This is a genomic window from Streptomyces sp. NPDC002206, assembly GCF_053593595.1.
On record NZ_JBSFCW010000063.1, the window covers coordinates 1 to 19,493 of the forward strand.

Below are 19,493 nucleotides of genomic sequence, written 5' to 3' on the forward strand. Positions count from 1 at the left end.
TCGGAGCCCGCCTCAACTGGCTGCTGGGGCACGGGGAGGCGCCGCAGTGGAACCCCGACGCGAAGTTCATCCAGGTGGACATCGAGCCCAGGGAGCTGGACAGTAACCAGCCGATCGCGGCGCCGCTCGTCGGTGACGTCGGATCCGTGCTCGAGGTGCTGGCCGAGCGCACCAAGCCGGGGCAGATCTCCGCGCCCACCGCCTGGCGCGAGGAGCTCGCGGCGCGCTCGGCGCAGAATGTCGAGAAGATGGCCGGGCGTCTGGCTGCCGATCCGCACCCGATGCAGTTCATGGGCGCGCTGCGCGCCGTGCGCGACGTGCTGCACGACAACCAGCACGCGTACCTCGTCAACGAGGGTGCCAACGCCCTCGACATGGCGCGCAACGTCATCGACATGCACGTCCCGCGCCACCGCCTGGATGTCGGCACCTGGGGTGTGATGGGGATCGGCATGGGCTACGCGATCGCCGCCGCCGTGGAGACCGGCCAGCCAGTGATCGCCGTCGAGGGCGACAGCGCCTTCGGGTTCAGCGGCATGGAGCTGGAGACGATCTGCCGGTACCAGCTCCCCGTCACCACCGTGATCATGAACAACGGCGGTGTGTACCGCGGAAACGACGTCAACCCCCTCGACGACGCCCCGTCGCCCACCACCCTGATGCTGTCCGCCCGGCACGACCTCATGATCGAGGCGTTCGGCGGCAAGGGCTACCGCGCCACCACCCCCGCCGAGGTCACCGCGGCCCTCACCGAGTCGCTCGCCGCGGGCGGCCCCGCCCTGATCGACTGCGCCATCGACCCGGGCGCGGGCACGGAGAGCGGTCACATCGCACACCTCAACCCCAAGGGCATCACCGTCGGCAACATCGTGCCGTCGAAGAAGTGACCCGCCCACCACACCTGGCAAGCCACCTCTCAACATCAGCAAGCACTACCGCGGTTCACCGCACAACCCATCACGAGAAGGACTCAGACATGAGTGAACAGCCGCTCGCAGGCCTCAAGGTGATCGACTTCACCGGGGTCCAGGCCGGCCCCGCCTGTACGCAGATGCTCGCCTGGTTCGGCGCCGACGTCATCAAGGTCGAGCGCATCAACGGCGGCGACGTGACCCGTCAGCAGCTCAGGGACATCCCGGACCTCGACGCCCTGTACTTCACCATGCTCAACTCCAACAAGCGCTCGCTGGCGATCAACACCAAGACGCCCGAGGGCAAGGAGGTCATGGAGAAGCTGATCCGCGAGTCGGACATGCTGGTCGAGAACTTCGCGCCCGGCGCCATGGACCGCATGGGTCTCGGCTGGGACTACATCCACGAGCTGAACCCGCGCCTGATCCTCGGCTCGGTCAAGGGCTTCAACGACGACTCGAAGTGGAACGACCTCAAGGTCTACGAGAACGTCGCCCAGGCCGCCGGCGGCGCCGCCTCGACCACCGGATTTTGGGACGGCCCGCCCACGATCTCCGGCTCCGCGCTGGGTGACTCCAACTCCGGCATGCACCTCATGATCGGCCTGCTCACGGCGATCATCCAGCGCGACCAGACGGGGCTCGGCCAGAAGGTCTCGGTCTCCATGCAGGACGCCGTCCTCAACCTCACCCGCGTCAAGCTCCGCGACCAGCAGCGCCTGGAGAAGCTCGGCTACCTGGAGGAGTACCCGCAGTACCCGCACAGCGAGTTCGGTGAGGCCGTGCCTCGCGGCGGCAACGCGGGCGGCGGCGGCCAGCCCGGCTGGATCCTCAAGTGCAAGGGCTGGGAGACCGACCCCAACGCGTACATCTACTTCACGGTCCAGGAGCAGAACTGGGCCCGTACCTGCGAGGCCATCGGCCACGCGGAGTGGAAGGATGACCCGCAGTACAGCACCGCCCGGGCGCGCCAGCCGCACATCATGGAGATCTTCGGCGAGATCGAGAAGTGGCTCGCCGACAAGACGAAGTACGAGGCCGTCGACATCCTGCGCAAGTGGGAGGTGCCGTGCGCCCCGGTCCTGTCGATGAAGGAGCTCGCCGAGGACCCCGACATGCGCAAGAGCGGCACCATCGTCGAGGTCGAGCAGAAGAAGCGCGGCACGTACCTGACGGTGGGCAGCCCGATCAAGTTCTCCGGGTTCAAGCCGGACATCAAGGGTGCGCCGCTGCTCGGTGAGCACACCGACGAGGTCCTCACGGACCTGGGCTACGACGCGGACGCCATCCGTAAGCTGCACGAGGGTTCCGTCGTCGCCTGACGCCGTGTCCGCCTGGTGACAGGGGGAACAGAGGGGGATGTCCCGCGCGCGACCAGCGCGCGGGACACCCGCGTGTGCGGACCCGGAACAACGAGGAGGGCAGGGAACCCGGGGTTCCCTGCCCTCCTCGCGATGCGCCGCGTTTCACACGGTCGTGGCGCGGACGTTCGCGTCGGCGAGGCGGCGGCGCAGCTCCTTCTCCTGGGCGCGGCGCGCGGTGACATCACGGATGACCGCGCCGACATGCCCGGCGCCGCCCTGCGGATCCGGCAGGAGGCACACGCTGAACTCGATCGACAGGCTCGACCCGTCGGCCTTGAGCGCGGGCACGGTCAACAGATCGCTCGCGCCGTAGCGGGTGGTGCCCTTGGCCATCGCCGCGTGGAAGCCGTCCCAGTGCGGGCGCCGGTGCCGCTCGGGGATGATCAGGTCGAGACTCTGGCCGAGCACCTCGCTCTCCTTCCACCCGAAGATCCGCTCCGAGCCGCTGTTCCAGAACTGGATGAGCCCCTCGCTGTCGACGATGACGATGCCGTCGGGCGCGTGGATGGTCATGTGCGCGAGCAGTTCGGGGTGCGGGACTGTCATGGCTCCTCCGGGTGGCGCGATGGGGGTGTACGGCCAGTCGTAAGTATACTGAATGCAATCTCCCCATCTAGAGGTGATCTGAGAAGTAACGAAGAGTAGCTGTCGTGCAGTTGACGAACCTGACCAATTCGGGAACCTGGGCGCCTTGAATGAGTCCCTGAGCCCGAAGTGTCTGGATCCGCTCGCGCACACCGGTCAACCGGTCCCCTAAAACGGGCCGCACGGGACCTCGCCGAGTTGGAGTTGAGTTTCCCGGGCGTCACCGCCGCTTGCCGGCCGAGCTTGACCCGCTTCAGTCGCTGCGGGATTGGCGCACAACAGCACCATGTACTTCATGCCAGGAACCCTGATCCGGAACTCGGGAAACGTATGCGGTCACTGGGCCCGCGGATCAGCGTGTGAGTTGGCGGGGCTGCGCGTCGGAGGCGACACCCGCCAGTAGCCCTGCTCCGACCGGTGTCTGTAGTCCGCCTACCCTCTCGTCCGCCAGCGCACGGGAGAGGGTAGGCGAAGCCGTCGTCGCTGTGTGTGGCATCCGGCGTGGTCACTTCTGTGGCGTCCGTGAGACGGGTGAAAAAATACGACACAAGGTGTCGAGTTTTGGGTCAAGCATGATGTCACCGGTCGGCGTCGATGACGGACGTGGACCAGGCCGTGCAGATAGATAAGGAACTCAATGGGATTCATGCCCGACACATCGGCACCGGACCTCCACGGAAAGATCGCGCTGGTCGCGGGGGCCACGCGGGGAGCCGGGCGCGGCATCGCCGTCCAGCTGGGCGCGGCGGGTGCGAGGGTCTACGTCACCGGCCGCACGACTCGGGAACGGCGCTCGGAGTACGACCGGCCCGAGACGATCGAGGAGACTGCGGAGCTCGTCACCGCCGCGGGCGGAACCGGCATCGCGGTGCCGACCGACCACTTGGTGCCCGAGCAGGTCCGTGCGCTGGCCGAGCGCATCGACGCCGAGCAGGGGCGGCTCGACGTGCTGGTCAACGATGTCTGGGGCGGAGAGCGGCTGTTCGCGTTCGACAAGCCGGTGTGGGAGCACGACCTCGACAACGGACTGCGGCTGCTCCGACTGGGCGTGGAGACCCACGCGATCACCAGCCACTTCGTGCTGCCGCTGCTGGTGCGTCGACCGGGCGGTCTCGTGGTCGAGATGACCGACGGGACGTCCGCATACAACGGAAAGCACTATCGCAACTCGTACTTCTACGACCTGGTCAAGAACAGCGTGTTGCGCATGGCGTTCGTGCTCGCGCACGAGCTGAAGCCGCATGGCGGGACGGCGGTGGCGCTCACCCCGGGATGGTTGCGTTCGGAGATGATGCTCGACACGTTCGGGGTCACCGAGGACAACTGGCGCGACGCGCTGGCCACGGTGCCGCACTTCTGCATTTCGGAGAGCCCGTCGTACGTCGGACGCGCGGTCGCGGCGCTGGCCGGCGACTCCGACGGCGCGCGCTGGAACGGCCAGTCGCTGTCCAGCGGGCAACTCGCACAGGAATACGGCTTCACCGACCTCGACGGCTCGCGCCCGGACTGCTGGCGTTACCTGGTCGAGGTCGACAACGCCGGCAAGCCGGCGGACGCGACCGGGTATCGATGACGGCCACCGCTCACAGGCCGGGGCGTTAACAGCAGTAGCAGTTCAACGCCCCGGCCCGTGAGCGGGCCATCGGTCGCTCCGGGCGGCTGGGCGCGGTGTCACGACTCGTCGCCGATATCTTCCCCTCGGCACCCCTTCATCACGCACCAAGGCCGCGGCTCGGGGCGAGGTGTAGGCAATTGCTGCGGCAGAGTCGGAAGGGGTGGACAGGTGGCGATCGAACAGGAGGCCGCGCCGGAGCGCGTGGGCGCGATCCGGCTGCCGCGCGCCCGGGTCGTGCCGCTGACCGCCACCTCCACGTTCTTGGCTGGGCCGGCGCACGACTCGACGGGCAGAGCACGGCGTGGAGCATCCGTCACCTTCACCTGACCCGTTCTCGCCTGAGCATCGCGCAGCAGAGGTTGAGCCGCTGCAGACTCTCGCCGCACCCGGTCGCCTGTCCCTGGTGGTCGGTGATGGCAACATGCTCGGGTTCGGCCACCCGCAGCCGGACTGGAGCCCCGCTGCCTCCCCCTCCGCACCGCACCCAGCGCGTCCAGGACGAGCACGGCGGCCTGCGGACCGACCGCACTGCAGCGAACCTGCTGCAGGATGCGGGATTCATCGATGCCGCCCACCGACTGGGCGATGACCGGCCCACCGGAGGCTTCGGACACACTGACGTCGAACGGCGCCAGGACCCGATCCTCCTCAGCCCCGCCCTCGCCCCCGCCCTCGTGTCGTACGACGTCCACACCGAGCCCACCGAGCAGGGCTTCAGCAACCACTGTGCTGTCTCCGCCACTCTCGACCTCGACCTCATCCCGGCCTGAGCACCCAGCTACGTATCAGCGCCTAAAACATCCACGAGGCAGCGGCGACCCCGCCGAGCAGCAGATCGCCATGCTCGCTGAGCACGACCTCGACCTGCTGTGCGTCCAGGAATGCGGCGGTGACGGCTGACTGGACAACCCCGAACCCCACGTCTGGGAAGGCACGGGGCCGGTGCTCAACCAGTGCGCCCACGGGCTCGGAATGAAAGGCGTAACCGCCCGGAGCCGAATTGACCACCGGCACGCCGCGCTCCTGCGGCGCCGCGCCGGCATCCGCCACCACTCCACCAATGAACTACTCACTCGTCGCGCACCGCACGTCCGCCGACATCAGGGCAGGCCACATGATGAGGCGGGACGAAAGCCCCACAGTCGCACCCGTGTGCCCGATTCGGCTCGTCCGCGGGTGCGCGGCGGGTGACGATGGGCTGTGACGGTGTCGCGGCGGGAACACGTGGTGGATGACATGGAGCGGGCCGGAAGGCAGGATGCAGAGGCGCTCGGTCGTCTGGAGCGCAGGCATTTTCTCGCCGTTGCTGTGGCCGGTGCGATGGCGGCCGGCTGCCGCTCCTCCGGCCCCAAGGGGCCCGGAACCGAGACCGCCTCGCCCGGTTCCACCCGGTTCATCGGGGACGGTGAGCGAACGCGGGCGGGAAACCCCGACTGGCGTATCCGTTCGGAGGGAACGCCCGAGGCTGTCCAGGGATACACCGACAGATGCAGCGTGCTGCCGGGCGAGGAGTTCGGTTTGTACGTGTCCACGACCGCTTCCGGCTTCCGGGTCTCGGCCTTCCGGGTCGGCTGGTACGGGGGACAGCAGGCGCGCCTGGTGTGGCGTTCGCCCCGTATCGCCGGATCGGTTCAGGCCCGGCGCCGCCTGCTGGAGGTCACTCGTACCGTACGGGCCGACTGGAACCGCACGCTCGGCGTACGTACCGACGGCTGGCCGGAGGGGGCGTATCTGCTTCGACTGGAAGCGGACAACGGGCACCAGCGCTATGTGCCGTTGATCGTCCGTTCGGCGTCCGGCGCGGGCAGGACCGTCCTGATGCACGCGGTGTCGACCTGGCAGGCATACAACGCATGGGGCGGGTACAGCCTCTATCACGGCGAGGACGGCGCGTACGGGACACGGTCGCTCGCGGTCAGCTTCGACCGGCCCTATGACCGCAGCGGCGCCGAGAAGTTCATGGCCTACGAGAGGGCGGTAGTGGTTCTCGCGGAGCGGCTGGAAATTCCGCTCGCCTACACCACGGGGGTGGACGTCCACCGCGAACCCGGCGTGCTTCACGGCGCGCACGCGGCGCTCTCCCTCGGGCACGACGAGTACTGGAGCCAACAGCAACGGGACCACGTGACCCGGGCTCGTGACTCCGGTACCAATGTGGCCTTCCTCGGTGCCAATGCCTGCTTCCGCCGGATCAGGCTGGAGCGGGGACCCACCGGCGACGCACGCACAGTGGTCTGTTACAAAACCGACTACCGGGCGGACCCGTACCTGACCGACCATCCGACCATGCCGACCAATGACTTCCGACGGCAGCCCGGAGCCGACCCCGAATCCTCCCTGACCGGCGTCCTCTACGAGGGCTATCCGGTCGACGCTCCGTATGTGGTCCACGCCGACGATCACTGGCTCTTCGAAGGGACCGGGGTCAGACGGGGGGACTCCTTCGACCATCTGGTCGGGGTGGAGTATGACCGGGTCACCCCGGGGATGCCCACCCCGGCGCCGCTCGAGGTCATTGCGCACTCACCTCTCTTCTACAAGGGTGCGCCAAGCCATGCGGACTCCGCGTACTACACCGTCCCCAGCGGAGCGGGCGTCTTCGCTTCCGGGACGATGCGATGGGTTGAGGCCCTCATGGCCGGAACTCAGGACAACGGCCGCAACCATGGCATGGACGCACGCACCGGACTGTTCGTCACCCGCACCACGGAGAACCTGATCCGTGCGTTCGCGGAGGGCCCGTGCGGCAGGAACCGGCCGAGGCCCCGGGAGAATGCGAGCGCCCTCTACCCATCGCACCCCGAACTTCTCGGTCGTCGCTGATGACGTCCCGCCGGGAAGGGCTGGTCGGGAACGGCATACCTGTGGGAGGAACTGCGAGGCGGCCCGGCCCACGCCGTCACCAGCGTCCAAGGTGAAGAGGACGACGTCGAGGATCTCTTTTCACATGGACCGGCCAACTCCCGGCGGTTGCCGGGACGACCACGCCGGGAGAGCCACCGTCGGCCGTTCGGCGCCCGCGCACATTCGGTGCCAGGACCGGGTCTGCACGTTGAACATTCCAGATTGGACCTCCACGCCGCCGCAGTGAAGATCTTCCCGGCCCATTCCCTGGGCCCCCGCTACTTCAAGGACCTTGCCGGCCCCTACCCCGGCGTCCCCCTCGTCGCCTCAGGCGGTGTCAACAGCGCCAACGCCGCCCAATTCCTGGCCGCAGGAGCCCAGGCCGTATGTGCCTGCTTCCGCCATCGCCGCCGCCGACTGGTCCACCATCACCGAGCGCGCCAAGCACTTCATGGACGCGCTGTAGCCACTGCCGGCGGACTGGCCCCTTCCGATATCGCAACCATCTGCAGCCTTTTCGATGAAATAACAGACACCCGTGTCGCCGAACAGCCGACGAGCAGACGACGGCGCGTGCCCGGTGGGCCGAGGAGATCGTGCCCGCCGTGCACGCTGCGTAAGTTCGCCTACCTGCAAGCTGGAAACGTCGCTCGACAACGGCGACCGCGAGGGCGGCCGGGGCTTCGCCGAGCGGACTGGGGTAGACCCCGCGAGCGACGGCGACACCGATACCGTACGGATATAGTCGCCGGTCATGGAGCTACGCACGCTGCGCTATTTCGTGGCCGTCGCCGAGGAATGCCACTTCGGTCGGGCCGCCGCGCGGCTGCACATGAGCCAGCCGCCGCTGAGCCGAGCGATCCAGCGGCTGGAGACGGACCTCGGCGTTGTACTCCTGCACCGTTCCGCCACCGGCGTGGCGCTCACCCCGGCCGGCGCGACGATGCTGGACGAGGCGCGCACCCTGCTTCGCCAGGCCGACCAGATGCGCGTGCGCGTGGCTGCGGTGGCCGGCACCGCGGCCATCACCATCGGCATGCTGGCGGACAGCGCCGACCCGGGCGTGATGCGGCTGGCCGTGGCGTATCGCCGAGAGCACCCGGGAGTCGAGGTCCGCATCCGCGAGACCGACCTGACCGATCCGACCTGTGGGCTACGCGCTGGGCTGGTCGACGTCGCCCTGACTCGCGGGCCGTTCGACGAGAAGGGCCTGACCGTGCATGAGCTGCGCGCGGATCCGGTGGGAGCACTGCTGCGCGCCGACGACCCGCTGGCCCACCGCGACAGCCTGGAACTGGCCGACCTGGCTGACCGCCGCTGGTTCCAGTTCCCGGAGGGTACCGACCCAGCCTGGCAGTCGTACTGGAACGGCGGCGAGCCTCGCGAGGGTCCGGTGGTGCGGGCCGTCCAGGAGTGCATGCAGGCGGTGCTCTGGAACGGTACTGTCGGGATGACCTTGATCGGGCACGGCCAACATGAGGAGTTGGTCGTGGCACCGCTGATCGACATGCCGCCGAACCGCGTGATGGCGGCGTGGAACAAGGGGGACACGAACCCGCTGATCCGGTCGTTCGTCCAGATCGCGGAGGCCGCCTACCGCGAATGAAGTGCAGGTTCTCGCGGCGCGTCTGCTCAGGCACAGCGTGATCGCGGTCTAGCCGCGGACGAGGTCGCCACCTCGTCGCTGCACGGCATGGAACCTGGTGCGCTCCGGGTCCGGACGTTGACGCTGAACAACTGAGACGCCACCGAGCGCCGGTGAGTCGGGGTTGGTGCTGATCATTTGAGCAGCTTCGGGATCCCGTCGTATGCAGAAACGTCATGGGACGGGACGATTTGCATGGTGTCCGCGAGTGCGATCATACGAAGCATGTCCTCGCGCACCAGTTGGGGATCAGTGTCGGCGAGCATGCGCATCATGAGGGGCCGCTCGGCACGACGGCGGATGGCATCGAGTTGCCAGGTCAAATCGCCGATGAAGGCGTACCGCTTACCGGTCGGCAAAGTGACGAAGACGATTACGGAGCCATTGGTGTGGCCACCAGCGGCGGCGACGACTATCGAGCCGTCGCCATAAACATCGAAGCTCGACGAAAAGCCAAGATAGGGTGCGGTCTTGAATTGATATCGGTGCAACTTGTGACTTGCGGAGACCTCGCGGAAAACTCTTCCGCCTTTACCTTCACCCGCATATTGCAGTTCGCCGTCATTGATCCAGATGGGAAGCTGGAGATCGTCGAGACCGCTCACGTGGTCCCAGTGAGAATGCGTTACCAGCACACCACGGAGCCTGCCGTGGTCGTAGCCACTGGCTTTCAGTTGCTCGCTCACGGTCCGGGCCAACTGGTGCGGAGCGCGCTCCATCCGCGGGAGAGCCTGCATGTGCGCCGCAACCTGGGAGCCGAAACCCGCATCGATCAGTAGATCACCCTTGGGGTGCTGCACCAATACCGACGTTGCAGCGAAATTGCGCTTTTCGCGGAATGAGCCGCCTTTGAACGCGAAGACCGCCCTGGTTTCGTAGGTCCCCGTAGGCAACTGGTAGATAGCCATGTCAGCTGGCGGCGCGGCCTCGGGGAGAGGCCCCGCCCAGGCGGAGGGCATGGGAAGAGGTGACATGCGAGCTATCCTCTGGCGCCCGTACCCGAGTGTCCAATACCTGTTCCGAAGGCCCCATACCCCTGAGGTATCGGGCCCTTCCGGGCGATAGAGCGGCATTGGCGATGCCATTCCAAAGAGCACGCAGCACCCGTCGGCACCCAACCGCACTCCGACCACTGCGGCTGGCTGTTCGACCACAACGGCAAAGCGGTGTTCTCCCACGCCGACATCTGGTGGCGTCCATCCCGACGCCTACCCGCTCCGCCAGGCTCTCCGAGTGGCTGCCGTACGGCTGGCGCACTGCATCGAGCTGCGCCGCAAGCCGAGCACGTACGACAAGTTGCGCGCGCGTCGGGGGTGGGCAGGCCCCGGGCGCTCAGAACGCGGCGGAGGTCCTCGCGGCACGCGGTCACCGCGTTCACGATGAGCCGGGTGTGTTCCAGGTCCGCCCAGGCCGTGAGCGCGGCGGCCTCTGCCGCGGCGCTCAGGCCGAACGGCGGAGCGGTCTCGCGCACCACCCGTATCACCTCGGGCGAGCCGACGGCGTAGCCGGCCCGCAGGCCCGCCAGCCCATAGGCCTTGGAGAGGGTTCTGAAGACGATGACGTTCGGGTGCTCGGCGACCAGGGCCGCCACGTCCGTCTCCATATGGTCGAACTCCTGGTAAGCCCGGTCCAGCGGGATGAGGACGTCGCCGGGTATCGCGGTGATCAAGGCTCGCAGTTGCTTTGGGGGCAGGGTCGTTCCGGTGGGCTTGTTGGGAGCGCACACGAGGACCGCGGAGATCCGGGGGTGATCGCGGCGAGCATGGCGTCGCAGTCGTGAAGGTACGCGTGGTCCAGGGGGGGCACGGGGACGGCCTGCGCGTCCGCGATGCCGATGAGATCGGGTACGCCTCGTAGCTGCGCCAGGCGGTTCTCCACGTGCTGCGGCCCCTTCGTAATGCGCCTTTGGGTGAGGCTTACTCCGGGACCGATGCCCTGTCGACGAGCTCGGGAAAGGCCTTTTCCCGGACCACACGAATGCGTTTGCTGACAAGTGTGCGTAGGACGGACCACTGGGCGAGCAGCAGGTCGCGATCGAGGGAGGCGACGACGTCGGCGCGCTGCCCCTCCGTCGGAATGGTGCGGTAAAGACTCATCCGCTGACGGGGCGGTCAAGGTCGTAGGAACGAAGACCCGACCGCACGACGTGCAGTGGCAACTCGACGCGGCCATGCACAGGACCGGCGAACTCAGTGAGCGAACTCGGCAAACGGCGCACGTAGCGGCCACGCGGCACGTCAGCGACGGGAGGTGATGAGCTGAGCTATGAATCCACATACGGATTGTTCCACTTACGGCGAGAGCCCAGAGTCCTCCGAGCCGTCCGTGACGCCGTGGAGGATCACCGTATGGCGTTCGGGCGCGACGCCGCTCTCTCATGGGGCTGCCCGCTCTTACGACTTGAGATGGACCACGATCCTGCCGTCGTTGGTCGGGTTCGTCTCGAAACGTTCGTACAGCTTCTTGATGTGTGGCTGGTTGAGGAACGCGAGCACACGCTTCTTCAGCTTGCCCGAGCCCTTGCCCGGAATGATCTCCATGGTGGTTTCGCCGCTGCGCGCTGCCTTGAACATGGCCTGGCGCAGGGCCAGTTCGATGTCCCGGTTGTTGCGGAAGATCGGGTGCAGATCCACGGTGATCAACGCGGAGCCTCCTGTTGTGTCCGGCGGCGTGGAAGGCCGCGGCTTGTTGGCCAAGGCTATGCGGCACCGTCCGGGCGCCGGCCGTAGGTTCCGACACGTCACCGGTCGCGTGGCGCGTCCCGAGGTACGCGCACGAGCCCGCCACCGCCTCGACGTCGGCAGCCTGTCATGGATCAACCACCACCCCGACGGCCACCCCGCATGACGGGGGGCCGCCCGAGCCGTAGACGAAGTACCCCACCTTGGCGTGCGCCGCGGCGTCGGCGATTGCGCGGTGCGGCTCGACCTCAGCGATCGGCGGCGGAGAGGATTCGGCGAGCCCGTTCCAGCAGGGGCTTGTCAACCATCTCCCCGTCGACCAAGGTGACGGGGAGTCGCTGGCGGTGACCACGGCACGCGCCCACCGCTGTTTGCTTTCGGTAGGGGTGAAGTGGGCCGTCACCGCAGCGATCTGGGCGGGGTGGATGCACAACTTCCCGGTGAAACCCAAACGGCGGGCGTGGACGATGTCCGCGGTGAGGGCGTCCATGTCCGTCACGCTGGTGGTGACACCGTCGACAGGGGGACAGGGGCCCGCGGCGGCCGAAGCCGAGACCAGCCTGGAGCGGGCGTACGCAAGTGGTGAGGAAGCCACGGGATTCCGTGCCCTGGAGGCCTGCTGCGAGGAAGTCCGGGGCCGGGTCAGTGGCGGCGGCCGTCGCGTTGGTCCAGTAGCGCGCGGTGGGCCCGTACCGGTCGAGCAGGGTTCGGGCATCCGCCAGCACGGCGTCCCGGTCCGGGCGGGAGCGGATGGGGGCGGGCTCCGACTGCCATTCCTCGGCCAGCCAGGCGATGACCGCCTGGGTGGTGCGGCCTTCGACCTGCCCGAGCAGGCCCTACTTGCCGGACAGGTCGACGAAGCCGACGTGCCAACGGTCCACGGCGGTCTGCCAGATCCCGGTGGCCTCGTCGGGGATCCATCTCGGCCAGCCTCGGCGGATCTCGTCGATACCGAGCGCCTGCACCGGCTCGGGCTGAGCCAGCAGCACCGCCCGGGCGTGACTGTTGAACGCCGCCGCAACGACCGGCCAGGAGAGCGCATAGTCGCGGGCCGCCTGGACGACCGTGCGGCCCTGATCGGCCACCGCCGCCCCGGCCGCAGCCCGTAATCGTGTGGTTAGCCGCTTACGTGGCAGTACTGGCGGGACCGACTTGGTGAACGAGCGACGCTGGCACGCCGGCTCGTCGCAGCGCCAGCGGCGCTTGGCCCACACCAGCCGTGGTCGGCGGCCACCGACCGATAGGTCACGCGGCCGGGTCACCCGCCGGCCCTTCGACCGCCGCGCCCGGGCGCCGCAGTCTGGGCAGTGGCGTGCCCGCTCACCAGCGGTGACCAGGTGCACCACCGGCGCGTCGGTGTCGTCGGCGACCCCGACCACGGCCAGGCCGTCAAGGCCCAACAACCGCGTCGTATCGTTTGCCACGTCCGTAGCTCTTCTGTTGTGATCATCTTGCTTCGACAACAACGTGATCTACGAGAGCTGCCGGCATCTATCGGTCAGGGTCCACAGTGGAGCCCCGTCCGGCGCTCAAACCCCCACCAATTTCGAAGAGCCGACATCCGTCCCGGTAACGGAGGGCGATTTGAGGCTTGCAGTGATGGACTGGTGTCCCCGAGACTGTCCATATGTGGAGACGCGCACAACCAGTCGGGGACAGAGACGTGGCACGTCAGATGCGAAAAATCTATAACCAAATCCCCCCGGGCAGTCGCAATGATCCAGTCGCCGCCGCTAAATCATACTCGGAACTACTATTCGAGCCAGGAGGATTCAGGAGAACTGAAATCTTGGGCGAAAGAAGGCTCGTCAAGAAAAACTTCAATATTGGATTACAGGACGAAATCGGAAATTTTGAACAGCTCACGAAGCGCGCCGTACTAGTCTCCGACACCCTATTACTCTCGCACGGGCCACACGCCCCCTATTGCCCCATCGGAGTAAAAAGCCAAACCGACGACACGACCGATTTCGATACTGGTCGGCCCCAACAGGGCACCACGCGAACCGTTCATTACGGGATCCACTGCCCAGACATGACTGCGCTTGGAACCTGGCTACTTGAAGCCGAACCAATCATCAGGGCCGGTCTCGCTTGGTATCTACCGAGCTACACCGCACGTACGGAATACACCGGTGCGGCAACAAGTTCCCACCCACCAAGGCGGGTTTCCGCGGTCGACTACATCATCAGGGGAGGGAGGCTGATCGATCCTTCGGAATCCAAGCCCGTGAAGGACCGCTTGGTTCGCCCTGTACTCGAGATCGACCTTCCATTCATTGACGGTGTCACCATGGGGGATTTCAGTAAAATCACCATCGATGAATTTGATTCCTACAAGGGGTTCCGAGGATTCCTGCGGACAAGCTTCCTCTCGATGGGTGATGCACTAAATTCTGAACAGTCCCAGCTTGAGTTGACGAAACTTCGCCTGGAGATCGAGGACCAGGTTAGCGCCATGGCATCTGACCTTCGCGCTGCCAAGAGAAAGAGGGCGCTGGGCGCAGCTAGCGCTACGGTCGCCTCTACTGCCGCCCTCCTCATCGCCGTGGAAGGGTCGGTAATGGAGCGAGTGCTCACGACTCTTGGGTTAACCACGGCGGGAACCTTCTGGGGTGCAATCAAGGATAGGGTCGAGAACGGCCCCCGCGCGATCGAAAATGGCAAATGGTACTACGTCTGGGTTCTTTCCCGGAAGGCTAATTCCCTGTAAAAGAATGCGGGGCGGGCGCCCGGACTGATCTGCCCAGTGCTTTGATATGCCTTGCTGCCTCATGCCCCCTGGGATCTGTCGGGAGGCGGACCGGCCGCTGTTAGTGAGACACCTGGTCGGGGCCAGGGGCGACCGGGCCACCGCCCGTACTCCGATCGTCACGCCACAGCCCTGTGCCCGCATCTGGATCAGATGCGGGCACAGGCATCTCGGCTGCGGGAGTGTCGCTGCGCGTGATCGATTTACGCGTCGGCGGGCTCGTACTCGATGGGCTGCTGCCCGCAGCCAACGGCGAGCGCGGCCAGTGCGTCGGCTTCGGGCTGGTCGACGGTCAGGTTCCACCTGAGCTTGGTGGAGACCCAGTCCGCGGCGTAGGTGCAGCGTGCGTCGGCCAGCGGCGGCAGCCAGGTGCTGGGGTCCTGGTCCGCCTTGCTGCGGTTCGTCTTGGCCGTGACAGCCACCAAGCTGCGCTCGGTGGAGAGATCATTCGCGTAGACCTCACGCCGGGCCGCAGTCCACTGCGAGGCGCCCGAGTCCCACGCCTCGGCGAGCGGCACCATGTGGTCGATGTCGAGTCCGCCGGGCGCGGTGAGCGTGGCGCCGTCGTAGTACGAGTACCACTCACCTCCGACGATCTTGCAGCCCGGTTCGACAGTGACGGGAACGCGCGATTCGGCCTTGAGCACCTCCGCCCTCGTGTTACAGCCGTCCTTGTCTGCGTCCACCCAGTGCTTGAACTTGGTGCGCTCCTAGCCGTCGCGGGCTTCGGCGGCGAGCGGCAGGCGCTGAATCGCGTCCGACAGGGTCAGGACCTCAGCCGGGGCCTGGGCGTGGGCGGGGGAGGCAGCCAGAAGGGGCAGGACGGAGAGCGCGGCGGCCGCAAGGGCCCGCGCAGAGATCTTGATCATGCAGCCTTGCTACCGGCCACCTGCGGCTGCGGGATGGAGAACCACTGCCTCGTCACCCGCCAGAGCGGGAAGTCGTACCGGACAGACAAAAGCGCGCCCCGCCCGGGCCGAAGCCTTGAATTCCAGCGATCGACGCAACACGGGGGTCAGTGTGAGGCGGACACGAGCAGTTTATGCATGCGCTCGGCTGGGGTTTCCCAGCCGAGCGTTTTGCGTGGGCGGCTGTTGAGCTCAGCGGCCACGGCGCCCAGCTCCTCGCGGTGGCGGCGCAACGGGTCGGCGTCATCCGACCGGCCGGCCGGGCCCGCGCCGGGTGGCCGGATCCGCGAGGCCGAGCGGGCCGAGCTGGAGCGGCTGCGGCGGGAGATGAGCGAGAAGAACAAGCGGATACGCGAGCTGGAGATGGAGCGTGATGTCCTCAGCGATGCATGGTCCTCTGGGTGAAGTGACCGGGACGGACCCGGCCGCCCTGGCCGCGTTCATCGGTAACCAGAGGACCGAGCACCGCGTCCCGCACCGTCTGGCCTGCCAGGTCCTGGGGGTGTCGGAGTCCTGGTTCTACAAGTGGCGCGACAAGCCCACCACCGCGCGTGAGGTCCGGCGCGGACAGCTGGCCGACACGATCCGGCAGATCTTCGAGAGCTCCGGCGGCACCTACGGTTCCCCGAAAGTCTGGCTCCTCCTGGTCCGCTCGGGCTGGCGCGTCTCGGTGAACACCGTCGCCCGCCTGATGGCCGAACTCGGCCTGGCCGGACGCAAGATCCGCCGACGGCGCGGGCTGACCCGGCCCGACAAACGGCCGGCGGCTCCGGACTTCGTGCGGCGGGACTTCACCGCCGACGCGCCCGACCAGGTGTGGTGCGGAGACATGACCGAGATCACCACCAATGAGGGCAAGCTCTACCTGGCCACCGTCATCGACCTGTTCTCGCGTCGGCTGCTCGGCTACGCGATGGGTGCACGCCATGATGCCGAACTGGTCGTGGTGTCCTTGAACATGGCCGCGGCCACCCGCGGCGGTGACGTGAAGGGCGTGATCTTTCACAGCGACCGCGGCAGCGAATACGGGTCCCGGCGCTTCCGCCGGGCCTGCCGGCGCCTGGGCGTCAACCCAGTCCATGGGCCGCGTCGGGTCGTGCTTCGACAATGCCGTCAGTGAGGCGTTCAACAGCGTACTCAAGGTCGAGTACGTCCACCGGCACACGTTCGCCATCCGCACCGAGGCCCGGCTGAGAATCGCGACCTGGATCACCGGCTTCTACAACACGCACCGACTACACAGCGTGTGTGGATATCAGAGCCCGATCGACTACGAGCACGACCATCGAGCCAACTCCGCCTTGGAGCTGGCCGCTTAGAAGATCTCCACAGTTCGAGGGGATTGACAGTGTGTAGAACCCGCGGATTCGAGAGCAACGGCGGACCTTTGACCTGCGGTGTTGGAGGCGGTGCGCATTGTGGGGAGTAGGTGCTGTCGGCGTTCAGTGAGCAATCGAGGGCTGGGCGACACTTGTAGGCGCCACATTGAGTTAGATGCCTCAGGCGTCTGGATTGGTGCGGCCACCCTGGGACAGGGCGGTCAGGCGGCGGCGCCTGCCGACGAGAGGACTAGTGCAGCGACGCGTTGATCCTGCGAGGGTTCACACCGCCTTGAGCGGGGTTCTGTCGTAGGTCCAGCGGAACGGACGGGCCTCCTCGTCGCAGGCGAGGGTGACGTAGTGTCAATACGGGTACACCCACTGTGGGGGAGCTACTCCGTCCGCTCCTCCAATGGCACGACTTTGAGGGGGCGTCAGCGTCATGCCCGAAACCTGGGACGCCCGCGTCAAGGCTTCCTCCACAGCGTCCGCCCGTTCTCTCAGGGGCGGTGGTCGCCCAATGCTCCTGTCGTTGGAGTCCATCGATGACCTAAGGGGGGCGGCCACGCTCGCGAGCTGGCTGGGACGCCCTTGCGTCGATGAGGTCGTGGTCCGGACTCCGTGGCTGGTCGCCGAGGAACAAGACCGGTCGGCCAAGGCAATCCGTCGTCTGTTCAACGACTGCGGCTGTGGCGTGGGGATGACGGCCTTCGTCGTCGCCACAACCGCAGTCCTCGTACTCCAGCTCTCGCGGCACGGCTGGTCGTGGGCACCGGTCGGGACGGCCCTCCTCGTCGGTGTCGGTGCGGCCGTCGTCGGCAAGCTGCTCGGCCTGGCGTGGAGTTGTCTTCGCCTCCGCGCCCTGCTGCGGCGCATGAGCGGGGCGTGACCGGCCGCGGGTGCGGCAGAGATCCCTGGCCGGTGCACCGGGCAGGGAGGCCAGGAAGGAGGATGTCCCATGGCCCTGGTCTGTACCGAGATAACGGAATGGGTGGAGGAGCAGGTCTCCAAGCCCATCGAGGAGTGGGAGGAGCGCCAGGAGAAGAAGTGCAAGGAGTACCCCTGGTACGACCCGCGGGGCTGGGTCTGCTGGTTCGTCACCTATCTGGTGAAGGTCGTGCGGTGGGTGGTGGTCACCGTCGGCAAATGGGTCACGCGAGTCGTCTGCACGATCGTCGCCACCATCGTCGACATCGTCGGGGACGTCCTGGGCGGTGTGTGGGACGTCATCGTCGGCATCGTCACTCTCGACTGGCGCCGCATCCTGGACGGTCTGCTCCGCATCGGCATCGGCGTCGTCCTGGGAGCCCTCCGACTCGTTCGCGCACCCCTCGGCGAGACCGTCGGCTTCATCATCGATGAAATCAACGAGGCACGGCTGAAGAGGCACGTCCGCGGGCTGTTGGAGGCGGCGTACACCGGCAGCACCCTCGCCGAGATCAAGGAGGCCATTCGCCTCGACCACGGCGCGTTCGGGCTGCGGCTGAACGCCACGGCCTTCCGCACCGTGCTGGACTCGGAGACACCCTCGCCGCGCGAGCCGGCCGTACCCAATCTCGTGGTGCTGCACGAGCAGGGCCGCATCAACCTGCGCGAGCTGTGCGGCTTCGAATTCAACGAGGGGTTCTGGAACCGCAAGCGCTACAAGACCCTGAAGAAGGGGGATGTGGTCGGCGGAGGCGGCTTCGGCGAGATCGACAACCCCATCTCCGAGGACGAACTGGACACCTACCTCAGCTCCCGCGGATCGCGGGGCCCGGCCTTCATCGCCCTGCCCATGCGCGACGGCGCCCTCGACAAGAAGGTCAGCACGGCCGAGGGGAAGGGCCGTGAGCTGGCGCTGATGCTCAGCTTCGACCGGACCACCGTCCCGGTGACCGAGGCACCCCACATCGTCCACAACGGCTTCGACACAGGCATCGCGAACTCGTCATTGAGCGAGTTTCTCATCGAGGTCATCGGCCGCACCGACAAGACGGCAGACGACACCGCGGCGCGGGCCGAGCTCTGCCACCCCGTCGTCGTCGGCGTCTTCCGGTACACGGACACCTTGCGAGGCCTGGCCGGCAATCTGCGCCGGAGCGCCTGCGGCCTGAGCGCGCAGGACGCCTCCGGTGCGGCCTTCATCGACAACACCCCGGACGAGATCTGGAAGTACGTGCCGATCCACGAACTCGGCCACTACTTCGGCCTGTGCCACGTCGACGGCCTGGACCGGATCATGTTTTCGGCCAGACAGAACACCTGGTGGCGCGGCTGGCTCCTGCCCCGCCTGGCCTGGAGCGCCTTCCTGCGGGGTGAACCTTCATTCGTCTTCGACGAGGCGAAGGCCGTCTGGGACTACATCGTCGCGAACTTCAACGCCGAGTGTCTCGGAGCCCGTTCGCAGCGTTCACCGATCGGCTGAGGGCGCATCCCGCGCCGTGGCTACCCGCTTCGACAAGCGAGCGTTCGTGTTCCACGGCACGGTCACCCTCACCGCAATCCGCCTTTGGCTCCGCTCATAACCCCAGCTGAGCTCAGGGCGTCAAGGCGCCAGCCAGGATGTCCAGGCCAGCCTGGACGTCGCCACGCCAGTTGAATCCATCGTGGGAAGTGGGCATCCGGCCCCACAATAGGAGCAAGAGCTGCTCCGCTGTGCCGGTGAGCGTGGCAACGGGAGTTCCTGGACCATACGTCCAGGACGCTCCAAGGTCCGTTGCCTCAAGACGCAGGGCGCGCTCTGCTGGCTGTGCTCGGCTTCGTACTACCTGCCGCGGCGCAATCGTGTCGAAGGTGTTGTCAGGTTGAGCGGGGCCCTTCTCCGGTGGCATGATCATCTGTACGGTCGGATCGTCTGGAGGGGCTGCTCGTGGACGCGCCGTCGTAC

At 66.9% G+C, this 19,493-nt stretch carries 22 protein-coding genes and 4 pseudogenes; 15 read left to right on the forward strand and 11 right to left on the reverse strand.

Annotated features, from left to right (window positions below):
• Positions 1-887, forward strand: an 887-nt coding sequence (locus ACWCP8_RS40010; RefSeq protein ID WP_451121426.1) for a thiamine pyrophosphate-dependent enzyme, incomplete at its 5' end; no start/stop codon positions are given.
• Positions 888-976: 89 nt separating this feature from the next.
• Complete coding sequence (gene frc, locus ACWCP8_RS40015; protein ID WP_451121427.1) at positions 977-2,233, forward strand: formyl-CoA transferase; 1,257 nt, start codon at positions 977-979, stop codon at positions 2,231-2,233.
• A 144-nt stretch (positions 2,234-2,377) separates the two neighbouring features.
• Here the strand turns inward: frc and ACWCP8_RS40020 are convergent, their stop codons facing one another.
• Complete coding sequence (locus tag ACWCP8_RS40020) at positions 2,378-2,821, reverse strand: PAS domain-containing protein (protein WP_352272673.1); 444 nt, start codon at positions 2,819-2,821, stop codon at positions 2,378-2,380.
• A 676-nt stretch (positions 2,822-3,497) separates the two neighbouring features.
• Here ACWCP8_RS40020 and ACWCP8_RS40025 point away from each other — a divergent pair.
• From ACWCP8_RS40025 to ACWCP8_RS40035, 3 genes are all read left to right on the forward strand, one after another.
• On the forward strand, positions 3,498-4,433 hold the full coding sequence (locus ACWCP8_RS40025; RefSeq protein WP_352272671.1) for an SDR family oxidoreductase: 936 nt from the start codon (positions 3,498-3,500) through the stop codon (positions 4,431-4,433).
• Positions 4,434-4,643: 210 nt separating this feature from the next.
• Positions 4,644-4,802: a hypothetical protein gene (locus tag ACWCP8_RS40030; protein ID WP_352272669.1), complete on the forward strand. Its 159-nt coding sequence runs from the start codon at positions 4,644-4,646 to the stop codon at positions 4,800-4,802.
• A gap of 86 nt (positions 4,803-4,888) precedes the next feature.
• Positions 4,889-5,245 (forward strand): hypothetical protein, encoded by a 357-nt coding sequence (locus ACWCP8_RS40035; RefSeq protein WP_352272667.1) that lies wholly within the window; start codon positions 4,889-4,891, stop codon positions 5,243-5,245.
• A 22-nt stretch (positions 5,246-5,267) separates the two neighbouring features.
• Here ACWCP8_RS40035 and ACWCP8_RS40040 read toward each other — a convergent pair whose 3' ends face one another.
• Positions 5,268-5,528, reverse strand: coding sequence for a hypothetical protein (locus ACWCP8_RS40040; protein ID WP_352272665.1), 261 nt, complete (start codon positions 5,526-5,528; stop codon positions 5,268-5,270).
• A 183-nt stretch (positions 5,529-5,711) separates the two neighbouring features.
• On the opposite strand from ACWCP8_RS40040, the gene ACWCP8_RS40045 reads away from it, so the two are divergent.
• From ACWCP8_RS40045 to ACWCP8_RS40060, 4 genes and pseudogenes are all read left to right on the forward strand, one after another.
• On the forward strand, positions 5,712-7,298 hold the full coding sequence (locus ACWCP8_RS40045) for a N,N-dimethylformamidase beta subunit family domain-containing protein (protein WP_451121446.1): 1,587 nt from the start codon (positions 5,712-5,714) through the stop codon (positions 7,296-7,298).
• A 264-nt stretch (positions 7,299-7,562) separates the two neighbouring features.
• A pseudogene (locus ACWCP8_RS40050) lies at positions 7,563-7,652 on the forward strand (bifunctional 4-hydroxy-2-oxoglutarate aldolase/2-dehydro-3-deoxy-phosphogluconate aldolase); the annotation flags it as partial.
• Position 7,653: 1 nt separating this feature from the next.
• Positions 7,654-7,785, forward strand: coding sequence for a hypothetical protein (locus ACWCP8_RS40055; RefSeq protein WP_451121431.1), 132 nt, complete (start codon positions 7,654-7,656; stop codon positions 7,783-7,785).
• A 288-nt stretch (positions 7,786-8,073) separates the two neighbouring features.
• Positions 8,074-8,925 (forward strand): LysR substrate-binding domain-containing protein, encoded by an 852-nt coding sequence (locus tag ACWCP8_RS40060; protein WP_451121433.1) that lies wholly within the window; start codon positions 8,074-8,076, stop codon positions 8,923-8,925.
• 173 nt (positions 8,926-9,098) lie between these two features.
• On the opposite strand, the gene ACWCP8_RS40065 is transcribed toward ACWCP8_RS40060, so the two are convergent.
• From ACWCP8_RS40065 to ACWCP8_RS40095, 7 genes and pseudogenes are all read right to left on the reverse strand, one after another.
• Positions 9,099-9,872: an MBL fold metallo-hydrolase gene (locus tag ACWCP8_RS40065; RefSeq protein WP_451121435.1), complete on the reverse strand. Its 774-nt coding sequence runs from the start codon at positions 9,870-9,872 to the stop codon at positions 9,099-9,101.
• A 71-nt stretch (positions 9,873-9,943) separates the two neighbouring features.
• Positions 9,944-10,939 carry an aminotransferase class I/II-fold pyridoxal phosphate-dependent enzyme gene (locus ACWCP8_RS40070; protein WP_451121448.1) on the reverse strand — a complete coding sequence of 332 codons (996 nt, stop codon included), beginning with the start codon at positions 10,937-10,939 and terminating at the stop codon, positions 9,944-9,946.
• Positions 10,881-11,200: pseudogene (locus tag ACWCP8_RS40075) on the reverse strand (hypothetical protein). The gene ACWCP8_RS40070 and the pseudogene ACWCP8_RS40075 overlap by 59 nt, the downstream one beginning before the upstream one ends.
• A gap of 157 nt (positions 11,201-11,357) precedes the next feature.
• On the reverse strand, positions 11,358-11,597 hold the full coding sequence (locus tag ACWCP8_RS40080) for a Smr/MutS family protein (RefSeq protein WP_352272296.1): 240 nt from the start codon (positions 11,595-11,597) through the stop codon (positions 11,358-11,360).
• 175 nt (positions 11,598-11,772) lie between these two features.
• Positions 11,773-12,240, reverse strand: coding sequence for a hypothetical protein (locus tag ACWCP8_RS40085; protein WP_352272280.1), 468 nt, complete (start codon positions 12,238-12,240; stop codon positions 11,773-11,775).
• Positions 12,227-12,430: pseudogene (locus tag ACWCP8_RS40090) on the reverse strand (hypothetical protein); the annotation flags it as partial. The pseudogene ACWCP8_RS40090 and the gene ACWCP8_RS40085, both read right to left, overlap by 14 nt.
• A 51-nt stretch (positions 12,431-12,481) precedes the next feature.
• The gene (locus tag ACWCP8_RS40095) at positions 12,482-13,069 is read right to left on the reverse strand and encodes a transposase family protein (RefSeq protein WP_451121437.1); all 588 of its coding nucleotides are present in this window, start codon (positions 13,067-13,069) and stop codon (positions 12,482-12,484) included.
• 365 nt (positions 13,070-13,434) lie between these two features.
• Here ACWCP8_RS40095 and ACWCP8_RS40100 point away from each other — a divergent pair, with 365 nt between their 5' ends.
• The gene (locus tag ACWCP8_RS40100; RefSeq protein ID WP_451121439.1) at positions 13,435-14,358 is read left to right on the forward strand and encodes a hypothetical protein; all 924 of its coding nucleotides are present in this window, start codon (positions 13,435-13,437) and stop codon (positions 14,356-14,358) included.
• Positions 14,359-14,600: 242 nt separating this feature from the next.
• Here the strand turns inward: ACWCP8_RS40100 and ACWCP8_RS40105 are convergent.
• Positions 14,601-15,266 (reverse strand): annotated as a pseudogene (locus ACWCP8_RS40105) (HNH endonuclease family protein).
• 225 nt (positions 15,267-15,491) lie between these two features.
• Between ACWCP8_RS40105 and ACWCP8_RS40110 the strand changes: the two are divergent.
• The 5 genes from ACWCP8_RS40110 to ACWCP8_RS40130 all read left to right on the forward strand — a co-directional run bounded on the left by ACWCP8_RS40110 (position 15,492) and on the right by ACWCP8_RS40130 (position 19,031).
• Positions 15,492-15,710, forward strand: coding sequence for a hypothetical protein (locus ACWCP8_RS40110; protein ID WP_352272300.1), 219 nt, complete (start codon positions 15,492-15,494; stop codon positions 15,708-15,710).
• A 1-nt stretch (position 15,711) separates the two neighbouring features.
• Positions 15,712-16,425, forward strand: coding sequence for an IS3 family transposase (locus ACWCP8_RS40115; RefSeq protein ID WP_451121441.1), 714 nt, complete (start codon positions 15,712-15,714; stop codon positions 16,423-16,425).
• On the forward strand, positions 16,385-16,624 hold the full coding sequence (locus ACWCP8_RS40120) for an integrase core domain-containing protein (RefSeq protein WP_451121443.1): 240 nt from the start codon (positions 16,385-16,387) through the stop codon (positions 16,622-16,624). Before ACWCP8_RS40115 ends, ACWCP8_RS40120 begins: the two co-directional genes overlap by 41 nt.
• A gap of 532 nt (positions 16,625-17,156) precedes the next feature.
• A complete protein-coding gene (locus ACWCP8_RS40125; RefSeq protein WP_352272293.1) occupies positions 17,157-17,513 on the forward strand; it encodes a hypothetical protein in 357 nt (118 codons plus the stop codon).
• A 69-nt stretch (positions 17,514-17,582) separates the two neighbouring features.
• Positions 17,583-19,031: a hypothetical protein gene (locus ACWCP8_RS40130; protein ID WP_352272295.1), complete on the forward strand. Its 1,449-nt coding sequence runs from the start codon at positions 17,583-17,585 to the stop codon at positions 19,029-19,031.
• A gap of 112 nt (positions 19,032-19,143) precedes the next feature.
• Here ACWCP8_RS40130 and ACWCP8_RS40135 read toward each other — a convergent pair whose 3' ends face one another.
• Positions 19,144-19,443, reverse strand: a complete 300-nt coding sequence (locus tag ACWCP8_RS40135) for a hypothetical protein (protein ID WP_451121451.1) — start codon at positions 19,441-19,443, stop codon at positions 19,144-19,146.
• Positions 19,444-19,493 lie beyond the last annotated feature (50 nt).